Source organism: Kitasatospora sp. NE20-6 (genome assembly GCF_045862635.1).
Window position 1 is genome coordinate 54,097 of the sequence record NZ_BPRL01000019.1, and the last position, 19,854, is coordinate 73,950.

Consider the following 19,854-nt stretch of genomic DNA (forward strand, 5'->3'; position numbering starts at 1 on the left):
GATCGGTCCGGTCATGACAAACGTGGCCGCCGGCCCGGCGCCCCGCGGCCCGTGACGGCACCGTGCCGCACCACCGGGCGGTGGTGCGGCACGGTGTGAACGGGCGTCAGTTCGCCGCGGGCGCCGGGAGGTCCACCAGTGCGGCCAGCGCCGCCCGGTGCGCGCCGGGCGTGCCCAGGGCGATCTGGTCGGCCTTGGCGCGCTTCAGGTAGAGGTGCGCCGGGTGCTCCCACGTCATGCCGATGCCGCCGTGCAGCTGCACGCACTCCTCGGCGGCGCGGACGGCCAGTGCCCCGCAGTGCGCCTGCGCGACGGCCACGGCGACGGCCGCGTCCGCGTCGCCGCGGGCCAGCGTGTCGGCCGCGTACCGGGCGGCCGCGCGGGCACCGACGGTGTCCAGCCACAGGTCGGCCAGCCGGTGCTTGAGCGCCTGGAAGGACCCCAGCGGCCGGGCGAACTGCGTCCGGTCCTTCAGGTACGCCACGGTGGTCGCCAGGCACCACTCGGCGATGCCGAGCTGCTCCGAGGCGAGCAGGCCGGCCCCGGTCAGCAGGGCCTGCCGGACGGCCTCCTCGGCGGCCGGCCCGGCGGCGAGGCGCCGCCCGGGCACCCCGGTCAGCGTCACGTCGGCGAGCGGCCGGGTGAGGTCCAGCGAGGTCCGCCGGGAGACGGAGAGCCCGGCCGCGGCCGCCTCCACCGCGTACAGCGCGGCGCCGTCCGGCCCGGTGGCGGGCACCAGCAGCACGTCGGCGGTGAGCGCGTCGGCGACCGAGGTGATCCGGCCGCCCAGCGTGCCCGCGCCGTCGACGCGGACGGTCGCCGGGTACGGGTCGCCGGGTGCGGCCGACAGCGGTACCGCGAGGGTCGCCGTCCGGCCGCCGTCGGCCAGCGCCGGCGTCAACCCGTCGGCGCCGCAGGCGAGCAGGGCGGTGGTGGCGAGCACCGCGCTGCCGAGGAAGGGCACCGGGGCGGCGCTGCGGCCCAGTTCCTCCAGCACCACGGCGGTCTCGCGGAGCGAGGCGCCGGCGCCGCCCTGCGCCTCGGGCACCTGGAGGCCGGCCGCGCCGAGGTCGGCGGCGAGCTTGCGCCACAGCGCCGGGTCGTAGGGCGCCGGGCCCTCGCAGCGGCCGAGGATCGCGTCGGGCGGGCAGTGGTCGGCGAGCAGCGCCCGTACGCTGGCGCGGAGTTCGTCCTCGACCTCGGAGTACAGCAGGTCCGCTGCGGTCATCGCGGCAGCTCCTTCCAGGGCACGTTCTTGTCGGTGCGCGGCTCGCCGGGCAGGCCGAGCACGCGCTCGGCGATGATGTTCCGCAGGATCTCCGAGGTGCCGCCCTCGACGGAGTTGCCCTTGGCCCGCAGGTAGCGGTAGCCGGCCCCGCGGCCGGTGAAGTCGACGTGGTCGGGCCGCACCATCGTCCAGTCGTCGTACGCGAGGCCGTCCTCGCCGAGGAGTTCGACCTCCAGGCCGCTCAACTCCTGGGCGAGGCGGGCGAACGCGAGCTTCATCGCGGCGCCCTCCGGGCCGGGCTGGCCCGAGGTGAGCTGCTGGCGCAGGCGTTCGCCGGTGAGGCGGGCGACCTCGCTGTCGACCCAGCCCCTGAGGAGGCGCTGGTGGAGGTCGGCGGTGCGCCGTTCGGGGCGGTCGCGCCAGGTGCCGGCGACGACGCCGATCATGCCGGCCTCGCGCGGCGCGGCCTGGCCGCCGATGGCGACGCGCTCGTTGTTGAGGGTGGTCTGGGCGACCTGCCATCCCTCGCCGACGGCGCCGAGGCGGTGCGCGTCGGGGATCCGCACACCGGTCAGGAAGACCTCGTTGAACTCGGCCTCGCCGGTGATCTGCCGCAGCGGGCGGACGTCGACCCCGGGGTCGGTCATGTCGCAGACGAAGTACGTGATGCCGCGGTGCTTGGGCACGTCGGGGTCGGTGCGGGCGATGAGGATCGCCCAGCGGGCGGTGTGCGCGCTGGAGGTCCACACCTTCTGGCCGTCGACCGTCCAGGTGTCGCCGTCGAGGACGGCGCGGGTGCCGAGCGCGGCGAGGTCGGAGCCGGCGCCGGGCTCGGAGAAGAGCTGGCACCACACCTCCTCGCCGGTCCACAGCGGCCGCAGGAAGCGCCGCTTCTGCTCGTCGGTGCCGTACGCGAGGATGGTCGGCGCGGCCATGCCGAGGCCGATGCCGATGCGGCGGGGCTCGTTGTCGGGTGCGCCGGCCGCGGCGAGTGCGGCGTCGACGACGGCCTGGAGGGCGCGCGGGACGCCGAGGCCGCCGAGGCCCTCGGGGAAGTGCACCCAGGCGAGGCCGGCGTCGAAGCGGGCCCGCAGGAAGTCGGTGCGGTCGGTGGTGGCGGGGTCGTGGGCGGCGAGCAGGGCCGCGACCCGGGCCTGCAGGTCGGTCTCCATGTCAGTCGCCCTTCGGCTGGTAGCGCTTGAGTTCGCGGTGGGCGAGGGACCGGCGGTGCACCTCGTCCGGCCCGTCGGCGAGGCGCAGCGTGCGGTTGCCGGCCCAGGCGTGGGCGAGCGGGGTGTCCTGGCTGACGCCGGCGGCGCCGTGCGCCTGGACGGCCTTGTCGAGGATCCACTCGACGGTCTGCGGCACCACGATCTTGATGGCCTGGATCTCGGTGTGGGCGCCGCGGTTGCCGACGGTGTCCATCAGCCAGGCGGTCTTGAGGACGAGCAGGCGCGCCTGCTCGATCCGCACCCGGGACTCGGCGATCCAGTCCTGCACGACGCCCTGCTCGGAGAGCGGCCGGCCGAACGCGACCCGGTCGGTGACGCGGCGGCACATCAGCTCCAGCGCCCGCTCGGCGATGCCGATCGCCCGCATGCAGTGGTGGATGCGGCCGGGCCCGAGCCGGGCCTGGGCGATCGCGAAGCCGGAGCCCTCCTCGCCGATGAGGTTCGCGGCCGGCACCCGGACGTTCTCGAACACCACCTCGGCGTGGCCGCCGTGGTCCTGGTCGTCGAAGCCGAAGACCTTCATGCCGCGCTGCACGGTGACGCCCGGGGTGTCGCGCGGCACCAGGATCATCGACTGCTGCCGGTGCTTGGGCGCGTCCGGGTCGCTCTTGCCCATGACGATGAAGATCCGGCAGTTCGGGTTCATGGCGCCGGTGATGTACCACTTGCGGCCGTCGACGACGTACTCGTCGCCGTCGCGGACGATGCGGGTGGTGATGTTGGAGGCGTCGGAGGAGGCGACGTCCGGCTCGGTCATGGCGAACGCGGAGCGGATCCCGCCGGTGAGCAGGGGTTCCAGCCACTGCTTGCGCTGCGCCTCGTCGCCGAACTGGTCGAGCACCTCCATGTTGCCGGTGTCCGGGGCGGCGCAGTTGAGTGCGGCCGGGGCGAGCAGCGAGGAGCGGCCGGTGATCTCGGCGAGCGGCGCGTACTGGAGGTTGGTGAGGCCGGCGCCGGCCTCGCCGGGCAGGAAGAGGTTCCAGAGTCCGCGTTCCTTGGCGGCGGCCTGGAGTTCGGCGACGACCGGGGGGACGGTCCACGGGGTGCGGGCGGGGTCGGCGAGCTGGGCGGCGAGCACGGCCTCGGCCGGGTACACGTGCTCGTCCATGAAGTCGAGGAGCCGGGAGCGGAGTTCCTCGGTGCGGGTGTCGAAGGCGAAGTCCACGGGTCAGCGCTCCTTGAGGGCGTCGAGGCCGAACTGTACGAAGAGCGGGACGAGTTCGCCGACCCGGTCGAAGCCGGTGCCGACGGTGCCGCCCTGGTTCCAGCGGTAGTGGATGCCCTCCAGCACGACGGCGAGCTTGAACGAGGCGAAGCCGACGTACCAGCCGAGCGCGGAGACGTCCCGGCCGGAGCCGTCGGCGTAGCGTGCGACGAGTTCCGCGGTCGTGGGGAAGCCCTCGGCGAGGGCGGCGCCGGGCAGGGCGCCGTCGAAGCGGCGGGCGAGCTCGGTGTACATCACGAGCAGGCCGAGGTCGGTGATCGGGTCGCCGAGGGTGGACATCTCCCAGTCGAGGACGGCGGTGATCCGGTCGTCGTCGCCGACGAGCACGTTGTCGAGCCGGTAGTCGCCGTGCACGATCGCGGGTGCGGGTGATTCCGGCAGGGTGCGGGCGAGTCCGGCGTGGAGGTCGTCGATGCCGGCGACGTCACGGCTGCGGGAGGCGTCGAGCTGCTTGCCCCAGCGGCGCAGCTGGCGTTCCAGGAATCCCTCGGGACGGCCGAAGGCGCCGAGACCGACGGCCTCGGGGTCGACGGCGTGCAGGTCGACGAGGGTGTCGACGAGCCGGAGTCCGAGGGCGCGCACCCGGTCGGTGCCGAGGGCGGCGAGGGCGGCGGCGTCCCGGTGCGGGGTGCCGGCGACGTACTCCATGAGGTAGAAGGGCGCCCCGGTGACGGTGTCGTCGCCGACGAGGAGCAGCGGCCGGGGCACGGGCACCCGGGTGGGGTGGAGGGCGGCGAGCACGGTGTGCTCGCGGGTCATGTCGTGGGCGGTGGCGAGGACGTGGCCGAGCGGCGGCCGCCGCAGCACCCACCGGCCGGTGCCGTCCTCCAGGAGGTACGTCAGGTTGGACCTGCCGCCTTCGAAGAGCCGGGCGCGGAGCGGGCCGGTGACGAGGCCGGGCAGGTCGGCGTCGAGCCGTTCACGCAGTCGTACGAGGTCGAGACCGGGTGGGGTGTCGGGGGTGTCGCTCATGGGCCTCGCCTCGGGTGGGGTTCGTGTCCTGGGTGTCGTGCGCGGCTGACTAAGCGCTTGCTTAGCTTCGCTGCGCGGTGTCCCCGTTGTCAACGGCCGCCGCCCCGGGCGGGCACGCACGGAGCCGCCCCGGGCTCCACGGCCCGGGGCGGCTCCGCGTGCACGGGGCGGGTGTCAGCCGCTCCCGACGGCGACGGCGATCCGGTCGCCGAGGTCCTTGTCGATCTTGCGCCAGTACTCCAGCGCCCGCGCCAGCACCGGGGCCGACACGCCCTTCCCCAGGTGCCCGGCGGCGTTGCCGACGAGCCGCTCGCGCGCGGCGTCGTCCAGCACGTGGCGCACCAGCGTGCCGGCCTGCCCCCAGTCGTCGTCCTCGCGGTGCAGCGGGTGCGCCTCGCGGACCATCCGCCCGGCGACGTCCCAGCCCAGCGGCTCGCCCCACAGCTCGGGCCGGGCGGCGGGGCCGCCGTACGAGTTCGGCGCGTACGGGGTGTCCGCCCGCGAGGCGTCGAAGCGCATCGGCCCGTCCTTGGCGTAGGAGTGCACCGGCACGTGCGCCCGGTTGGGCGGCAGCTGCGCGTAGTTGGGGCCGATCCGGTACCGGTGGGTGTCCGGGTAGGAGAAGATCCGGCCGAGCAGCATCTTGTCCGGCGAGACGCCGATGCCGGGCACCAGGTTGGACGGCTCGAACGCCGCCTGCTCGATGTGCACGTGGTAGTTGTCGGGGTTGCGGTTGAGCGTCATCCGGCCGACCTCGATCAGCGGGTGGTCGCCGTGCGGCCACACCTTGGTCAGGTCGAACGGGTCGAACCGGTAACCCCACGCGTCGTCGAACGGCATGACCTGCACGTACAGCGTCCACGAGGGGTGCTCGCCGCGCTCGATCGACTCGTACAGGTCGCGCAGGTGCGCGTCGCCGTCCTCGCCGGCCGTCCGGTCGGCGGCCTCCTGGGTGAGGAACTCGATGCCCTGGTCGGTCTTGAAGTGGTACTTCACCCAGAACCGCTCGCCGTCCGCGTTGACCCAGCTGTACGTGTGCGAGCCGTAGCCGTTCATGTGCCGCCAGGACTTCGGGATCCCGCGGTCGCTCATCAGCCAGGTCACCATGTGGGCGGATTCCGGGGAGAGCGTCCAGAAGTCCCACTGCATGTCGTGGTCGCGCACGTGGGAGTCGGGGCGCCGCTTCTGCGAGCGGATGAAGTCCTGGAACTTGATCGGGTCACGGACGAAGAAGACCGGTGTGTTGTTGCCGACCAGGTCGTAGTTGCCGTGCTCGGTGTAGAACTTCAGCGCGAACCCGCGCGGGTCGCGCCAGGTGTCGGGGGTGCCGAGCTCGCCGGCGACGGTGGAGAAGCGGGCCAGCATCTCCGTCGTCTTCCCGGGCTGGAAGAGGTCGGCCCTGGTGTACCGGCTGACGTCCTGCGTCACCTGGAGGACGCCGTACGCTCCGCCGCCCTTCGCGTGCACCACCCGCTCGGGCACTCGCTCCCGGTTGAACTGGGCCATCTTCTCGATCAGGTAGTGGTCGTGCAGCAGGATCGGGCCGAGCGCGCCGGCGGTCAGGGAGTCCGAGTCGCTCTCGACCGGGACGCCGGCGTTGTTGGTGGTGGGGGGGACACGGGCTTCGGACATGACGGGTGGGCCTCCTCGGGGTGCGGCCTGCCGGTGGCGGCGGCGCGGCGCCGTCGGCCGGCCGCACTGCCACCGTCGTCGAGTCGACCACCGCCCCGGGCGGCCCACAACCGGAGGAGCCCGGCCGGTGGCGGCGGCCGGGCTCCGGGCAGGGTGCGGGGGTCAGTGGCCGCCCTCGTCGACCACCTCGACGTCCTCGACGGTCCGCTCGATCGCGTCGGCCGGCAGCGCGACCCGGATCGCCCAGAGGTAGATGCCGAGCGCGAACGCCGCGACCAGGGCCATGTCCCACCACATCGGGATGCGGCCGGCGCCCTCGCCGAAGCCGCCCTGCCAGGAGAGCACGCCCAGGCCCAGCAGGTAGACCGGCAGCCACTGCGCGGGCCGCCAGTCGAGCCGGGGCGCGTTCGGCAGGCCCTTGCGGACGGCGTACGCGGCGTAGCCGCCGAGCAGCAGGTAGCCGATCACGATGGCGATGCCCAGACGGGCCAGGGTGTGCCAGCCGGTCCAGTAGATGATCAGGCTGGCGACGACGAACGACAGCGGGGCGACGACGTCGCCGAACGGCAGCCGGTACGAGCGCTCGCGGTCCGGCAGGCGGCGGCGCAGCGCGCCGAAGGCGAGCGGCGCGCCCGCGTACATCAGCACCGAGGCGGAGGTGATGAAGCCGACCAGCTCCTGCCAGCTCGGGAACGGCAGGAAGCAGACGACGCCGGTGACGAAGGAGATCGTCAGGCCGAACCACGGCACGCCGCGCCGGTCGACGCGCTCGAAGAGCTGCGGTGCGTAGCCGTTCCTGCTGAGGCCGTAGGAGATGCGCGAGGTGGAGGTCGTGTAGATCAGGCCGGTGCCGCCGGGGGAGACGATGGCGTCGAAGTACAGCACCCAGGAGAGCCAGCCGAGGCCGACCAGGGTGGCGAGGCCGGCGAACGGGCCGCTGATCCCCGGGAAGTCGAGGTTCTCCCAGCCGTGGGCGAAGGCGCCGGCGGGCAGCGCGGCGATGAAGACGACCTGCAGCAGCACGTACACGAGGGTGCCGATGGCGACCGAGCCGAGCACCGCGCGGGGGATGTCGCGCTTGGGGTTGCGGCTCTCGCCGGCCAGCTGGATGGCCTGCTCGAAGCCGAGCAGCGCGAAGATGATGCCGCTGGTGCTGATGGCGGCGAGCACGCCCTTGATGCCGAACGGCGCGAAGCCGTGCGAGGTGAAGTTGCCGCCGTGGAAGTTGGTGAGGGCGAGCACGAAGATCGTGAGCAGCGGGATGAAGATCTTCAGCCAGGTCGCCGCGGAGTTGGTGTGGGCCAGCACGCGGACGCCGAGGAAGTTGACCGCGACGAAGACGCCCATCAGCAGCACGGCGACGACGAAGCCGCTGACCGTGAGGGTGCCGTTGTCGGCGAGGAAGCCCTTGGCGAAGTCCCAGTGACCGGCGTAGCCGATCATCGCCTCGACCTCGATGGGGGCGACCGTCGCGGCCTGGAGCCAGGAGAACCAGCCGAACGACATGCCGGCGAGGCCGCCGAAGGCGTAGTGCGGGTAGCGGGCGGTGCCGCCGGCGACCGGGAAGAGGCCGCCGAGCTCGGCGTGCACGAAGGCGAGCAGCACGATCGCGACCGCGCCGATGCCCCAGGAGACGAGGGCGGCGGGGCCGGCGACCATGACGGCGTTCTTCGCGCCGTAGAGCCAGCCGGAGCCGATGATCGAGCCGACGGACGCCCAGAGGAGGCCGATGAGGCCGACCTCGCGGCGCAGCGAGCGGCCGCCGCCCTCCGGCGGGGCGGACGACTGGACGAGCTGGTCAACAGAAGCCATGGGTGGGTGGGACCTCTCGCAGAAATGGCAGGGGTTGAGAGCCGCCCAAGGCTAGACAGGGGAATTCCCCCAGCAGAAGACCGTGAATCCGAATAGTTACACCGCCGAATGTGTCAGCGGCTGAAGAAATGCGTCAATTCGCCGTGATGGCAGCACATTTGACGGATGTGCAGATTCTCGGGAGATTCAGAGATCTGAGCATTCCCTGAGCATTCTCGGCCGTGCATGGAAAATCGCTCCGGCGCATGACGATGAGCGGGCCGCCGGAGATTGCCGGGCCGGATTGTTCCGATCCGTTCACGGGCCGGAATCCGTGCAGACCGGCATTCAGTGCGGTTCGGACACCACCGACCGCCGCCCCCGCGGGCCTCAGCCGCCCGACACCCGGTCACCCACGGCGTCCACCGGGAACCACCGGGCGAGCGCCAGCCCGCCCGCCTCGCCCGGCGCCGCGTCCTCGGCGAAGTAGTACAGCGGGTGGCCCTTGTAGAGCACCTGCGAGGTCCCGTCCGTCCGCTGCCCCACGCCCAGCAGGCCGTCGTCGACCCCGGGACCGGCCGTCGGGAAGCCCGGCGTGGTCAGCGGCGGCCACATCGTCGCGCAGTCCTCGTAGCAGGTCGACCGGGTCGAGGTGTCGCCCTCGTAGAGGTACAGCGTGCGGCCCTGCGCGTCGACCAGGATCGGACCGAACCCCGCGTCCGCCGCGAGCGCCACCTGGATGCCCGGCACCTGCGGCTCCGGCACCTGCTGCTCCGGCGCCTCGGATCCGTCCCCGGCGGCCGCGCCCGGGCTCGCCGTGCCGGACTCCTGCTGGGCCGGCCGGCCGGGCAGCGGCGAGATCCGCGGGTCGCCGGGCGCGCACGCGGCGCACACGGCGGCGAGCAGGAGGGCGGCGAGAGCGGCGGCCGCGCGGACCTTGGACATCGGGACTCCTTCACCGGGCGGGTACGGTCCCCTCCACTACCGCCCGCCGCCGCCCGCCCGGCCACCCCAGGAGCCCGCCCGTCCGCAGATGGGGTGGTGCGATTGCCCTGGATGGCGCCACCGGCCCGGCCCCGCCGCACGCTGCCCCGCCCCGCTGCGCCGCACGCTGCCGCTGCGCCGGGGATGCCGCTGCGCCGGGCGGGCGGGTCAGGCCGTGGACCACACCGTGCGGTCGCCGCCCTGCCAGCCGACGAGGTCGGGGTCGTCGAGGTCGGGCTCCACCACGCCGGCCCGCCGGAGGAACTCCGCCACGTCCTCCGCACCGTACGCGCGGCCGACGGGGCGGCCGTAGATCTCCACCCGCCGGTACGGGTGCGCGCCACGGGTGGGCGGCCGCACCACGACGGGCGGGTGGAAGATGTCCCCGCCGCTGCGCTCCGCAGATGCTGCCATACCCCCAGTGTCGCCCGCGGGCCGCCGGGCGGCACGGAGGACGGCCCGGACGGCGGGCGCGCGGCGCCGTCAGGTGCCGAGGATGCGCGCCCGGTCGGCGCGGAGGGCGGCGACCACCCCGGGCGGTGCGGTCCGCGGCGAGCCCGCGTCGAACGGCGGCTGCGGGTCGTACTCCAGGCCGAGCTGGACGGCCTGCGCCACCCGCTCGCCCGCGATCCGGGCCGCCAGCCGGAGGCCGAGATCGATGCCGGCGGAGACCCCGGCGGCCGTGGCGTAGCGGCCGTCGACCACCACCCGCTCGGTGACCGGCACGGCACCCAGGGCCGCGAGGGCGTCGACCGCCAGCCAGTGCGAGGTCGCCCGGCGCCCGGTGAGGAGGCCGGCGGCGGCCAGCAGCAGGGAGCCGGTGCACACCGAGGCCGTCCAGGTGGTGCCGGCGTCGACGGCGCGCAGCCAGGCCAGCAGTTCCTCGTCGGCCATCAGCGCCGGCTGGCCGGGCCCGCCCGGTACGACCAGCACGTCCGGCGCGGTCACCTCGTCGAGCGCGGCGTCCGCGACCAGGGAGAGGAAGCCCGTCTCCGTGCGCACCGGGCCGCGCCGGGCGGCCGTGAAGACCACGTCCGCCCCGGGCAGCCGGGACAGCACCTCGTACGGGCCGACGGCGTCGAGCGCGGTGAACCGGTCGTACAGCAGGACCGCGATCTGCATGCGGAACCCCTCTCAGTCGGTCCCCGGCACGGTGCCGGGGACGGGTGCGGGTGCGGGCCGCAGGCGGCGGCGGTAGCCGGTCGGCGGGACGCCGACGCTCCGCAGGAACGCGCGGCGCATCGGCTCCGGCGTGCCGTACCCGGCCGCCCGGGCGATCTGCTCGATGCCGTCCGAGGTCTCCTCCAGCAGGCGGCGCGCGGTCTCCAGCCGCACACGGTCGGCGTAGCGGCCGGGCGTGACGCCGGTCTCCGCGGTGAAGACCCGCGTGAACTGGCGCGGGGACAGGGCGGCCCGGGCGGCCAGTGCGGGAACCGACAGGTCGGCGTCCGGGTGCTCGGTGATCCACCGCTGCACGTCGCGGAGCCCGTCCCGTCTGGCGAGCTGGGCCGCCAGCGGCGCGCTGAACTGCGCCTGCCCGCCCGGACGGCGCAGGAAGACCACCAGGTGGCGGGCGACGGTGAGCGCCGTCGCCAGGCCGAGGTCCTCCTCCACCAGGGCCAGCGCGAGGTCGATCCCGGCCGTCACCCCGGCCGAGGTGGACACCGGGCCGTCCCGTACGAAGATCGGCTCCGGTTCGACGGTCGTCGACGGGTGGCGGCGGGCGAGGGTGTCGCAGTACGCCCAGTGCGTGGTCGCCCGCCGCCCGGCCAGCAGCCCGGCCTCGGCCAGCAGGAACGCCCCGGTGCACACCGACACGACCCGCTCGGCGCCCGCCGCGAGTTCGGCGATCCGCCGCACCAGGGCGGGATCCGGGTCGCGGGTGCCGCTGCCGCCCGGTACGACCAGGGTGTGCGGGGAGGGGACGGCCGCCAGGTCGTCGTCCGGCAGCAGGCGCAGCCCGCCGGAGCACCGCACGGCCGCCCCGCCGGGCGAGGCCGTCCGCACGTCGTACGCGCCGGGGCGGCCCGCGGCGGCACCTGCACCGGCGAACACTTCGAGCGGTCCGGTGACGTCGAGGCTCTGCACCCCGTCGAACAGCACGAGAAGCACGCGGTGGGAGGTCATGCCCGCAGCCTGGCAGCGGGCCTCCGGCGACGGCAACGACGTGCTTCCCACCTTTTCCGCCACCGCCGCGGCGGGGCGGGGCGGGTCAGTCCGGGCGGTCCTGGTCCGCGCCCGGCGGGGGCCCCGGGAAGAGCGGTGCCCGGCCGAGCGGCGGCGGGTCGCCCGGCAGGTCGGTGAGGCTCCACTGGTAGCGCACCATGAGCTGCAGGATCCGCCGCACCCGGACGAGCAGGGCCGCGGCGAGCGGCAGCTCGATCAGCAGCGCGGCCGCGACGCTCCACCACACGTCGTCGGTGCCCCAGGACAGCATCACGTCGAACCACGCGTCGCAGACCAGCAGGACGGCCGCGACCAGGGCCCACGGCACCAGGAGCCGGCGCCGCCGCAGGCCGTACCAGGCGGTCGCCGCGAGTGCGGTCAGCAGGCCCAGGTCGAACCCCACCCAGGCCAGCCGCCACTGCTCCGACTCGTAGTGCACCGGCAGGGTCGCCGCGAGGTAGCCGATCCACGGGAGCAGGGCGAGGCAGCAGACCACCAGCACGCCGAGGCCGCGCCGGCGGCGGCGGTCGAGGGTGCGCAGCGCGCCCTCGTCGAGGAGGGTGCGCCAGTCGGTGGTGCGCCGGCGGGCCGGCCGGCCGCAGTGCGGGCAGCGCGGTTCGGGGCGGGCCATGGCGTCCTCCTGGTGGGGTGCGTCCCCATCCGGCATTGTCGCTCCCCGCCGGGCACGCCGCAGGGCCCGCACGCCGGGCGCCCGGCCCCGCCGGTGGGCGGGACCGGGCGCCGGTGCGGGCCCTGCGGGACGGTCCGGGTGGATCAGTGCTGCCAGACCTTGACGTAGTCGACCTGCATGTCGGCGCCCGCGACCTCGCGGTCGCCGCCGTCGACGGCGTTGTTGAGGATCAGGTAGTGCGGCGAGGAGGTGATGCCGGTGGTGATCTGGCCCACCTTCTTGCCGTCGTAGTAGTAGGTCACCGAGCCCGGCGCCCACTCCGCGCCGTAGGTGTGCCAGCCGGTGTAGTCGCCGGCCGCGCACGAGCCGGGGCCGCCGGAGGGCGAGTGGTAGTGGTAGCAGGCCTGGCCGCCGAGGCCCTCCATGATGTCGTTCTCACCGTCGGCGGGCCAGCTCTGGCCGTCCGTCCAGAACGCCGGCCAGTTGGCGATCTTGGTGCCGGCGGCCGGCAGGTAGATCCGGGCCTCGTAGGCGCCGTACGTGAACTCCGCCTTGCCGTTGCTCTGCACCATGCCGGAGCGGTACGGGTAGCTCTTGCCGTTCGCGGTGGTCGCCTGCTTTGAGGCGACCAGGTGCAGGCTGCCGCCGCTGACGGTGGCCTGCGAGGGCGCGTACGCGGCCAGCTCGGAGGTGTTCACCGGCGGGGTGGTGCAGGTCGCGCAGCCCAGCCAGTTGGACGTCCACTTGCCGGAGTCCACCGACGAGCCGTTGAAGTCGTCGGCGAAGACCTGGCGCCAGCTGCCCGAGATGCCGAGCGGGGCACCGGTGGCCGGCGCGGCGGTGGTCGGCGCGGCGGTCGCGGACGGCGTCGCGGTCGGGGTCGGGGTGGCGGTGGGCTTCGGGGTCGCGCTCGCGGTCGCCGAGGCGGTGGCGGTCGGCGTGGCCGTGGGCTTCGGCGTGGCCGTCGCGGTGGGGCCGGGCGTCGCCGTCGCGGTCGGCGTCGGCGTCGCGGAGGTCGCCGGGGCGGACGGCGTGGGGCTCGGCGTCACCGTGGTGCCGTTCGACGTGAAGGCCTTCACCGGGGCGAGGTTGTGCCACACGTTGTTCGCCTTGTAGGCCACGAACGCGGTGTAGCTGCCGGCCGGGAACGTCCGGCCCTGCGGCGTGAAGGTCTGCTGCGCGGAGCCCAGCGTGGCGGGGACGGCGCCGGCGAAGTCGAAGTTGCCGCCGCTCGCGGAGCGCACCGCGACGGTCAGCGCCTGGACGGAGGTGCGGGAGGTCGCGTGGACCTTGGCGGTGGCCGTCACCGGGGTGCCGGCGGTCGGCGAGGCGGGGCTGAGGGTCAGCGCGTCGACGACGACGCGCTCGGCCGGCTGGGACGGTGCGGCCCAGGCCGCTGCGCCGGTGCCGACGACGACGGTGGCGAGCGCCACGGCGGTGACGCGGCGTCCGGTGAGCCGCTGGGTGCGGCGGTGCTTCGAGTTTCTGGGCATGCGGTGGGTGAACCTTTCCTGCCCCCCTGACGGACAGGGCCCACCCTCCGGAACCGGAACGGGTGGACCGCACAGCGCCAGAGCCTGCGGGACGTCCCGGCCGTGACGCAAGCCCGGTCCACGGCCCGTCCGCCGCCCCGATTGCGTGTACACGCTCGAAACCCCTGGTGGGGCGGCGTGGTGCGGCGCCCCGGCGGTGACGGTGTGACGTCCCGCACAAGGGCGTTATGTCCGAAATGAGAGTGATTGGTGGGTCATTGGACGGTACGGCGTTCCGATTCGCCCGGATTTCCGACCGCCGCCGAGCCCTCCCGCGCCCCCTGTGCCGCCGGTGCGCTTCCGTGCCCCCGGGCCTGCGCCTGGCCGGGGGGCGGCGCGGCGTCGTCCCCTGGAGACGCGCCCGGGGGCGGTGCGGACCACCCGCCTTCCGGGCGACCAGACCGCCCGCTCACGCCAGCAGGTTGACCCCGGCACGGAACAGCAGCGGGAGCCGCGCGGCCGCCGGCACGATCCGGGGCGCGAGCAGCGGCTGCCCGCGGGCCCACAGCAGCGAGCCCGTGAGCAGCCGGTACCGCCGCGAGGCCCGCCGCCACGCCCGCTCGTACGCCTCCGGGCGGCCGCTCCGCAGGCAGCGCACCAGCTCGTCCGCGCAGGCCAGGGCGACCGCGAGGCCCTCGCCCGTCAGCGCGTCCAGGTAGCCGGCGGCGTCGCCGACCAGCAGGGCGCGGCCCGCCACCCGGGCCCGCACGCCCTGGCGCAGCGGACCCGCCCCGCGCACCGCCGTACCCGCGCCCGCGGGCAGCCGCGCGGCCAGCAGCGGGAACCGGGCGAGCTGCTCGTCGAACGGCGCGCGGTCCGCGGTGAGCAGCGCCACACCGACCAGGTCCGGGCCGACCGGCGTGACGTACGCCTCGGCCCGCGCCGACCAGTGCACCTCGACCGTCCTGCTCCACGGCGCGACCGGGTAGTGGCGGCGCAGCCCGTAGCGGGCGGGGCGGCCCGGGCGGTCGGGCCGGTGCAGGCCGAGCGCGCGGCGGGTGGGGGAGTGCAGGCCGTCGGCGACGGCCAGGTGGCGGGCCGTCACCCCGGCCGCCGTGACGGAGCGCGGGCCGTGCTCGACCCCGTCGACGCGCAGCGGCAGCACGGTGACGCCGAGTTCGGCGGCGCGGGCGGCCAGCGCGGCGTGCAGCGCGGTGCGCCGCACCCCCAGGCCGTGGCCGTGCCGGAAGGCCGCCTCGGCGCTCGCGCCCCCGGCGGCGTCCAGGTAACGGATGCCGTGCAGCGGCTGCCCGGGCGGCACCACCCCGAGGGCCGCCAGGTGCCGGACGGCGGACGGCATCAGGCCCTCCCCGCACGCCTTGTCGACCGGCCCGGGACGGGGCTCGGCCACCACAACCTCCATCCCGGCGAGCGCGGCGTGCACCGCCGTCGCCAGGCCGGCGGGGCCGCCGCCGGCCACCAGCAGGTCGATCACCGGGCCGGCACCGGGGCGGCCCCGGCGAGCGCGTTCTCCTCGCAGCGGATCCGCACGCCGAGCAGGAACGCGTTCAGCAGGGTGAAGCCGAGCGCCGTCGCCCATGCCGAGTGCACCAGCGGCAGCGCCGCGCCCTCCACCACCACCGCCGCGTAGTTGGGGTGCCGCAGCCACCGGTAGGGCCCGCGGGCGACGAGCGGCGTGCCGGGCAGCACGATCACCCGGGTGTTCCAGCGCGGGCCCAGCGTGGCGATGCACCACCACCGCACCGCCTGCGCACCCAGGGCGAGCACGAGCATCGGCCAGCCCAGGGCCGGTACGAACGGCCGGTCCGCGACGGCGGGTTCGAGCAGGCAGCCGAGCAGCAGCGCCGTGTGCAGCAGCACCATCGGCGGGTGGTGGCCGCGGCCGTGCTCGGTGCCGCCGAGGGCCAGGCACCAGGCGGTGTTCCGGCGGGCGACGACGAGCTCGGCGAGCCGCTCGGCGCCGACCAGCAGGACGAGCAGCGTGTACCAGGTCATGGGCGCGTCACCATCTCAGCAGGACGAGTTCGGAGCTGAAGCCCGGGCCGAGCGCCAGCATCAGCCCGGTCGATCCGGGCGGCGGAGGGCCTTCGGCCAGGACGTCCCGCAGGATGTGCAGCACGGAGGCGGACGACAGGTTGCCGACCCGGGCGAGGGAGCGGCGGCTGGCCGCGAGCGCGGTGCCGGGCAGGCCGAGCCCCTCGGCGAGCGCGTCGAGCACCCGCGGCCCGCCCGGGTGGCAGATCCAGGCGGAGACGTCGGCGGGCTTCAGGTCGTGCACGGCGAGGAACGACTCGACCTCCTCGGCCACGTGCAGCCGTGTCAGCTCGGGGAGTTCGCTGCCCAGCACGATCCGGAAGCCGTGGTCGCCGATGTCCCAGCCGAGCAGGTGCGCGGTGCCGGGGTAGAGCCTGCTGCGGGCCGCCACCACCAGCGGCCCGCGGGAGCTGCCGTACAGCGGATGGTCGGCGCCGACCGCCACCAGCGCTCCCGCGCCGTCGCCGAACAGCGCGGACGCCACCAGGTCGGCGCGCGAGGTGCCCGCGCGCTGCAGGGTGAGCGAGCACAGCTCCGTGGAGAGCAGCAGCGCGGCGTGCGCCGGCCGGCCGGCCAGGTGGTCGGCGAGCCGGGCGACCCCCGCGGCGCCGGCCGCGCAGCCCAGCCCGAAGACGGGCAGCCGGCGGACGTCCGGGCGCAGGCCGAGCGGCCCCGCGAGCCGGGCCTCCACCGACGGCGCGGCGATCCCCGTGACCGAGGTCGACACCACGAGGTCGACGGCCCCGCCGTCGAGCCCGGCCTCGGCGAGCGCGGCCCGGGCGGCCTGCTCGCCGAGGTCGAGGGCGGCGGTCAGGAAGGCGTCGTTGGCCCGGCCGAAGCCGTCGATCCGGGCGTACTGCTCCAGCGGAAGGGCCAGGTGGCGGTGCGTCACCCCGGCGCCGGTGTGCAGCCGGTCGAGCAGGGCGCGGTCCGCGCCGGGCGGCAGGCACAGCCCGGCGAGTGCCTCGGTGATCTCGTGCTGCGGGTACCGGTGGGGCGGCAGCACCCCGCTCACCGCCACGATTCGGCTCATGGCCACAGGATAGGGACGAACCATGCCGATACGGCGAAAGAGGGACGAACGGGCGTGGCCCGCGCGCCATCCCGGCGCGGCCCCTAGCCTGACGGGATGTCCGACGAAGCGGTCAGCCCGGCAGGGCGCCCGGCGGCACGTCCGCGGTGGCGCCCGGGGCTCCTGCTGGCCGCCTGTCATCCGGCGCCCGCTGCCGCCGTCACGGCCTTCGCCGTGCTGCTGGCCGCCGGCTCGGGCCGTCCCGCCGCGGCCGTCGCGCTGACCGGCGCCGCGGTGGCGGCCGGTCAGCTCTCGATCGGCTGGTGCAACGACCGGGTCGACCTCGCCCGGGACGTCGCCGCCGGGCGTGCGGACAAGCCGCTCGCCCGTGGGGCCGTGTCCCCGCCCGCGGTCGGTGCCGCCGCGGGTGCTGCGCTGGTGCTGGCGGTGCCGCTCTCGTTCGCCGCGGCGGGCCCGGTCGCGGGCGGCGCGCACCTCGCCGGGGTGGCGGCGGGGTGGGCGTACAACCTGCGGCTCAAGGGCACGGTGCTGTCGTGGCTGCCGTACGCGGTGGCGTTCGGGCTGCTGCCGGTGTTCGTGACGGCGGGTCCGGGCCGGCCGTGGCCGGCCTGGTGGGTGACGGCGGCCGCGGCGCTGCTGGGCTGCGGCGCGCACGCCGCCAACGTGCTGCCGGACATCGCGGCGGACCGCGCCGCGGGCGTGCTGGGCCTGCCGCAGCGGCTCGGCCGGCGCCGGTCGGCGGCGCTGGCGTCGGGCTGCCTGGCGGGAGCGACGGCGGTGCTCGTCCTCGGGCCGGGCGGGCCGGTGGGCGCGGCCGGTGCGGCCGCCCTGGGCACGGCCTGCGTGGCGGCCGCGCTCGCCCCTGCCGCGCCCGGCCGGTGGCCGTTCCTCGCGGCGCTGGCGCTGGCCGGCCTCGACGTGGCGCTGCTGCTGGGCCGCGGTACCGGCCGGACGCCCTGACGGCCCGGCAGCCGCGCGGACACGCGCCGGGCCCCCTGCGCGCACTCCCGCCCGCGGGGATGAGAGGCTCGCGGCATGGAACAGCGTGTACTCGGCCGCACCGGCCGACCGGTATCCGTCGTCGGACTCGGCACCTGGCAGCTGGGAGCGGACTGGGGCGACGTCCGCGAGCAGGACGCCCTGGACGTCCTGGACGCCTCCGTCGAGGCCGGCGTCACCCTCTTCGACACCGCCGACGTCTACGGCGACGGCCGCAGCGAACAGCTGATCGGCCGCTACCTGAAGGAGCGTCCGGACGCGGACGTCTTCACCGCCACGAAGTTCGGCCGTCGCGCCGAGCAGCGCCCGGAGCACTACAACCTCGCCAACTTCCGTGCCTGGTCGGACCGTTCACGCGGCAACCTGGGCACCGACCGGCTCGACCTGGTGCAGCTGCACTGCCCGCCGACCCCGGTGTACTCCTCCGACGAGGTGTTCGACGCCCTCGACACCCTGGTCGCCGAGGGCCGGATCGCCGCGTACGGCGTCAGCGTCGAGACCTGCGCGGAGGCGCTCACCGCCATCGCCCGGCCCGGCGTGGCGAGCGTGCAGATCATCCTGAACGCGTTCCGCCTCAAGCCGCTGGAGCAGGTGCTGCCGGCCGCGGCGGCCGCGGGGGTGGGCATCCTCGCGCGCGTGCCGCTCGCGTCCGGGCTGCTCTCCGGCCGCTACACCGCCGACACCGTCTTCTCCGCCGACGACCACCGCACCTACAACCGGCACGGCGAGGCCTTCGACCAGGGCGAGACCTTCTCCGGCGTCGACTTCGCGACCGGCGTCGAGGCCGCGGTGGAGTTCTCGGCGCTCGCGCCGCAGGGCGCCACCCCGGCGCAGACGGCGCTGCGCTGGATCGTCCAGCAGCCCGGGGTCACCACGGTCATCCCCGGTGCCCGCAACACCGGGCAGGCCCGGGCCAACGCGGCCGCCGCCGGCCTGCCGCCGCTGCCGGACGCCACCCTGGACGCCGTCCGGGAGCTCTACGACCGCCGCATCCGCCCGCAGGTCCACGACCGCTGGTGACGGCGGCCCGTCCGTCCGGCCGCGGGGTGGCTCAGAGCTCCGCGACCGGCCGGACGAGCAGGTTGTCCGGCGGGTCGTCGGCGAGCAGCTCGCCGAGGCCCGGATCCCGGTAGGCGGTGGCCAGCGGCAGCCAGGCGAGGAACGAGCCGTACCCGCCGCAGGTCGCCGCGCCGCCGTCCCCGCCGCGGAACACGCCCGGTTCGGCGGTCAGCTCGGGGTCGTACGGGTCGCGGCCGATCAGCAGGCCGAACGCGTTCGGCGCGTGCTGGGGGCCGTCCGGGGAGCCGTGCGGCGAGTCCGTCCCCGGGTGACCGGCGCCCCAGCGGAAGAGCGTCCGCGCGCCGGCCCCGCACGCCCACTCCCACTCGTCCGGCGTCGCCGCCCGCAGCCCCTGCGCGGCGAGCAGCGCGGCGATCTCCCCGGGCTCCTCCTCGAACGTCCACGGCTCGACGGCCACCAGCAGCGGCCGCAGCCGCACCGTGCGCGGCGGGCTCAGCACCTCCGCCAGGTACTCCGCCATCTCCGCGGGGAAACCGAGGTCCTCCCGGCTCTCCGCGTACGAGGCAGCCTGCTCGGGCGTGGGGGTGAACGCCGCCGCGTCCACGCCCAGCCGGGCCTCGCCACCGGGCACCAGGGCGAACGGCCGACCGTGCAGCACCAGGCGCGCCGTGGCATCGTCCGGCGCGAGATCCCACTCCTGCGCCCCCACGTGCTCCGCCGCCCGGGCGGCCAGCGAACGCCGCTGCCCCGGCGTGGCGGCCCGCCACTGCCCGAGCGTCAACTCCCCGATCGTCATGGCGGCAGCCTGTCACCTGCCACCGACACCACCGCGGCCGTAGGCTGGGAACGACCGGCCACCCCCGGAGGGAGACGGCGCCATGACCGACCCGACCGCCGGGCGCCCGTACATGCCCGGCTACGGCATCCGGCCCGCGGGCGAGGGCTCCGGCCTCCTCAGCTGGGGATGGGCGCTCGACCGGCTGACCGGCTCCCACGACTACTGGGTGGCGTCGGTACGGCCCGACGGCCGCCCGCACGTCATGCCGGTGTGGGGCGTCTGGGCGGACGACGCCTTCTGGTTCTCCAGCAGCGTCGGCTCCCGCAAGATGCGCAACCTCGCCGAGCGGCCCGACTGCGTGGTCACCACCGAGGACCCGCGCGACCCGGTGGTGCTGGAGGGCCGCGCCGAGGTCACCTCCGACCCGGCGGAGATCGCCGCCTTCCTCGCCGTGCTCAACGCCAAGTACGCGGTGGCGTACGGCGTCGACTTCCTCGACCCCGCGGTCAACGCCACGGTGCGGGTCGGCCCGGTGCAGGCGATCGGCCTGCTGCACACCGACTTCCGCGGCTCGCCGACCCGCTGGCGCTTCCCGCGCGAGGGTACGGAGGGCTAGGCCCGCTCCGGCCTCTGACG

General features: G+C 75.4%; 19 protein-coding genes. 3 read left to right on the forward strand and 16 right to left on the reverse strand.

The window, feature by feature from the left end; all coding sequences use genetic code 11:
- Nucleotides 1–106: 106 nt before the first annotated feature.
- From SNE206_RS16645 to SNE206_RS16715, 15 genes are all read right to left on the reverse strand, one after another.
- The gene (locus SNE206_RS16645; RefSeq protein WP_407914150.1) at nt 107–1,228 is read right to left on the reverse strand and encodes an acyl-CoA dehydrogenase family protein; all 1,122 of its coding nucleotides are present in this window, start codon (nt 1,226–1,228) and stop codon (nt 107–109) included.
- Nucleotides 1,225–2,400, reverse strand: a complete 1,176-nt coding sequence (locus SNE206_RS16650; RefSeq protein WP_407914151.1) for an acyl-CoA dehydrogenase family protein — start codon at nt 2,398–2,400, stop codon at nt 1,225–1,227. The genes SNE206_RS16645 and SNE206_RS16650 overlap by 4 nt, the downstream gene beginning before the upstream one ends.
- 1 nt (nt 2,401) lies before the next feature.
- The gene (locus SNE206_RS16655) at nt 2,402–3,625 is read right to left on the reverse strand and encodes an acyl-CoA dehydrogenase family protein (protein WP_407914152.1); all 1,224 of its coding nucleotides are present in this window, start codon (nt 3,623–3,625) and stop codon (nt 2,402–2,404) included.
- Nucleotides 3,626–3,628: 3 nt separating this feature from the next.
- Nucleotides 3,629–4,657 (reverse strand): phosphotransferase family protein, encoded by a 1,029-nt coding sequence (locus SNE206_RS16660; RefSeq protein WP_407914153.1) that lies wholly within the window; start codon nt 4,655–4,657, stop codon nt 3,629–3,631.
- A gap of 174 nt (nt 4,658–4,831) precedes the next feature.
- Nucleotides 4,832–6,289, reverse strand: a complete 1,458-nt coding sequence (locus SNE206_RS16665) for a catalase (protein WP_407914154.1) — start codon at nt 6,287–6,289, stop codon at nt 4,832–4,834.
- Between the two features lie 162 nt (nt 6,290–6,451).
- Complete coding sequence (locus SNE206_RS16670) at nt 6,452–8,101, reverse strand: APC family permease (RefSeq protein ID WP_407914155.1); 1,650 nt, start codon at nt 8,099–8,101, stop codon at nt 6,452–6,454.
- Between the two features lie 369 nt (nt 8,102–8,470).
- On the reverse strand, nt 8,471–9,025 hold the full coding sequence (locus tag SNE206_RS16675; RefSeq protein ID WP_407914156.1) for a hypothetical protein: 555 nt from the start codon (nt 9,023–9,025) through the stop codon (nt 8,471–8,473).
- Between the two features lie 207 nt (nt 9,026–9,232).
- A complete protein-coding gene (locus SNE206_RS16680) occupies nt 9,233–9,478 on the reverse strand; it encodes a hypothetical protein (protein WP_407914157.1) in 246 nt (81 codons plus the stop codon).
- Between the two features lie 69 nt (nt 9,479–9,547).
- Nucleotides 9,548–10,186, reverse strand: a complete 639-nt coding sequence (locus tag SNE206_RS16685; protein ID WP_407914158.1) for a DJ-1/PfpI family protein — start codon at nt 10,184–10,186, stop codon at nt 9,548–9,550.
- Between the two features lie 12 nt (nt 10,187–10,198).
- On the reverse strand, nt 10,199–11,191 hold the full coding sequence (locus SNE206_RS16690) for a GlxA family transcriptional regulator (protein WP_407914159.1): 993 nt from the start codon (nt 11,189–11,191) through the stop codon (nt 10,199–10,201).
- Between the two features lie 85 nt (nt 11,192–11,276).
- The gene (locus SNE206_RS16695) at nt 11,277–11,861 is read right to left on the reverse strand and encodes a hypothetical protein (RefSeq protein WP_407914160.1); all 585 of its coding nucleotides are present in this window, start codon (nt 11,859–11,861) and stop codon (nt 11,277–11,279) included.
- 143 nt (nt 11,862–12,004) lie between these two features.
- On the reverse strand, nt 12,005–13,354 hold the full coding sequence (locus tag SNE206_RS16700; RefSeq protein ID WP_407914161.1) for a family 16 glycosylhydrolase: 1,350 nt from the start codon (nt 13,352–13,354) through the stop codon (nt 12,005–12,007).
- Nucleotides 13,355–13,802: 448 nt separating this feature from the next.
- On the reverse strand, nt 13,803–14,828 hold the full coding sequence (locus tag SNE206_RS16705) for an NAD(P)/FAD-dependent oxidoreductase (protein WP_407914162.1): 1,026 nt from the start codon (nt 14,826–14,828) through the stop codon (nt 13,803–13,805).
- Nucleotides 14,825–15,349, reverse strand: a complete 525-nt coding sequence (locus tag SNE206_RS16710) for an isoprenylcysteine carboxyl methyltransferase family protein (RefSeq protein ID WP_407914163.1) — start codon at nt 15,347–15,349, stop codon at nt 14,825–14,827. The genes SNE206_RS16705 and SNE206_RS16710 overlap by 4 nt, the downstream gene beginning before the upstream one ends.
- A 7-nt stretch (nt 15,350–15,356) precedes the next feature.
- The gene (locus tag SNE206_RS16715; RefSeq protein ID WP_407914164.1) at nt 15,357–16,421 is read right to left on the reverse strand and encodes a type III polyketide synthase; all 1,065 of its coding nucleotides are present in this window, start codon (nt 16,419–16,421) and stop codon (nt 15,357–15,359) included.
- A gap of 96 nt (nt 16,422–16,517) precedes the next feature.
- Here SNE206_RS16715 and SNE206_RS16720 point away from each other — a divergent pair, with 96 nt between their 5' ends.
- Together SNE206_RS16720 and SNE206_RS16725 are read left to right on the forward strand one after the other, a co-directional pair.
- Nucleotides 16,518–17,381 (forward strand): UbiA family prenyltransferase, encoded by an 864-nt coding sequence (locus tag SNE206_RS16720; RefSeq protein ID WP_407914165.1) that lies wholly within the window; start codon nt 16,518–16,520, stop codon nt 17,379–17,381.
- A 75-nt stretch (nt 17,382–17,456) separates the two neighbouring features.
- Nucleotides 17,457–18,440, forward strand: coding sequence for an aldo/keto reductase (locus SNE206_RS16725; RefSeq protein ID WP_407914166.1), 984 nt, complete (start codon nt 17,457–17,459; stop codon nt 18,438–18,440).
- Nucleotides 18,441–18,471: 31 nt separating this feature from the next.
- Here the strand turns inward: SNE206_RS16725 and SNE206_RS16730 are convergent, their stop codons facing one another.
- Entirely contained in the window at nt 18,472–19,236 is a 765-nt protein-coding gene (locus tag SNE206_RS16730) for a hypothetical protein (protein ID WP_407914167.1), read from the reverse strand.
- An 82-nt stretch (nt 19,237–19,318) separates the two neighbouring features.
- On the opposite strand from SNE206_RS16730, the gene SNE206_RS16735 reads away from it, so the two are divergent.
- Entirely contained in the window at nt 19,319–19,834 is a 516-nt protein-coding gene (locus SNE206_RS16735) for a pyridoxamine 5'-phosphate oxidase family protein (RefSeq protein WP_407914168.1), read from the forward strand.
- Nucleotides 19,835–19,854 lie beyond the last annotated feature (20 nt).

Bases quoted from the DNA above. Each gene is read 5' to 3' on its own strand.
- SNE206_RS16670 (WP_407914155.1), bottom strand. From the start codon at position 8,101: ATGGCTTCTGTTGACCAGCTCGTCCAGTCGTCCGCCCCGCCGGAGGGC.
- SNE206_RS16725 (WP_407914166.1), top strand. From the start codon at position 17,457: ATGGAACAGCGTGTACTCGGCCGCACCGGCCGACCGGTATCCGTCGTC.
- SNE206_RS16685 (WP_407914158.1), bottom strand. From the start codon at position 10,186: ATGCAGATCGCGGTCCTGCTGTACGACCGGTTCACCGCGCTCGACGCC.
- SNE206_RS16695 (WP_407914160.1), bottom strand. From the start codon at position 11,861: ATGGCCCGCCCCGAACCGCGCTGCCCGCACTGCGGCCGGCCGGCCCGC.
- SNE206_RS16660 (WP_407914153.1), bottom strand. From the start codon at position 4,657: ATGAGCGACACCCCCGACACCCCACCCGGTCTCGACCTCGTACGACTG.
- SNE206_RS16700 (WP_407914161.1), bottom strand. From the start codon at position 13,354: ATGCCCAGAAACTCGAAGCACCGCCGCACCCAGCGGCTCACCGGACGC.
- SNE206_RS16730 (WP_407914167.1), bottom strand. From the start codon at position 19,236: ATGACGATCGGGGAGTTGACGCTCGGGCAGTGGCGGGCCGCCACGCCG.
- SNE206_RS16675 (WP_407914156.1), bottom strand. From the start codon at position 9,025: ATGTCCAAGGTCCGCGCGGCCGCCGCTCTCGCCGCCCTCCTGCTCGCC.
- SNE206_RS16665 (WP_407914154.1), bottom strand. From the start codon at position 6,289: ATGTCCGAAGCCCGTGTCCCCCCCACCACCAACAACGCCGGCGTCCCG.
- SNE206_RS16715 (WP_407914164.1), bottom strand. From the start codon at position 16,421: ATGAGCCGAATCGTGGCGGTGAGCGGGGTGCTGCCGCCCCACCGGTAC.
- SNE206_RS16690 (WP_407914159.1), bottom strand. From the start codon at position 11,191: ATGACCTCCCACCGCGTGCTTCTCGTGCTGTTCGACGGGGTGCAGAGC.
- SNE206_RS16720 (WP_407914165.1), top strand. From the start codon at position 16,518: ATGTCCGACGAAGCGGTCAGCCCGGCAGGGCGCCCGGCGGCACGTCCG.
- SNE206_RS16645 (WP_407914150.1), bottom strand. From the start codon at position 1,228: ATGACCGCAGCGGACCTGCTGTACTCCGAGGTCGAGGACGAACTCCGC.
- SNE206_RS16680 (WP_407914157.1), bottom strand. From the start codon at position 9,478: ATGGCAGCATCTGCGGAGCGCAGCGGCGGGGACATCTTCCACCCGCCC.
- SNE206_RS16735 (WP_407914168.1), top strand. From the start codon at position 19,319: ATGACCGACCCGACCGCCGGGCGCCCGTACATGCCCGGCTACGGCATC.
- SNE206_RS16710 (WP_407914163.1), bottom strand. From the start codon at position 15,349: ATGACCTGGTACACGCTGCTCGTCCTGCTGGTCGGCGCCGAGCGGCTC.
- SNE206_RS16650 (WP_407914151.1), bottom strand. From the start codon at position 2,400: ATGGAGACCGACCTGCAGGCCCGGGTCGCGGCCCTGCTCGCCGCCCAC.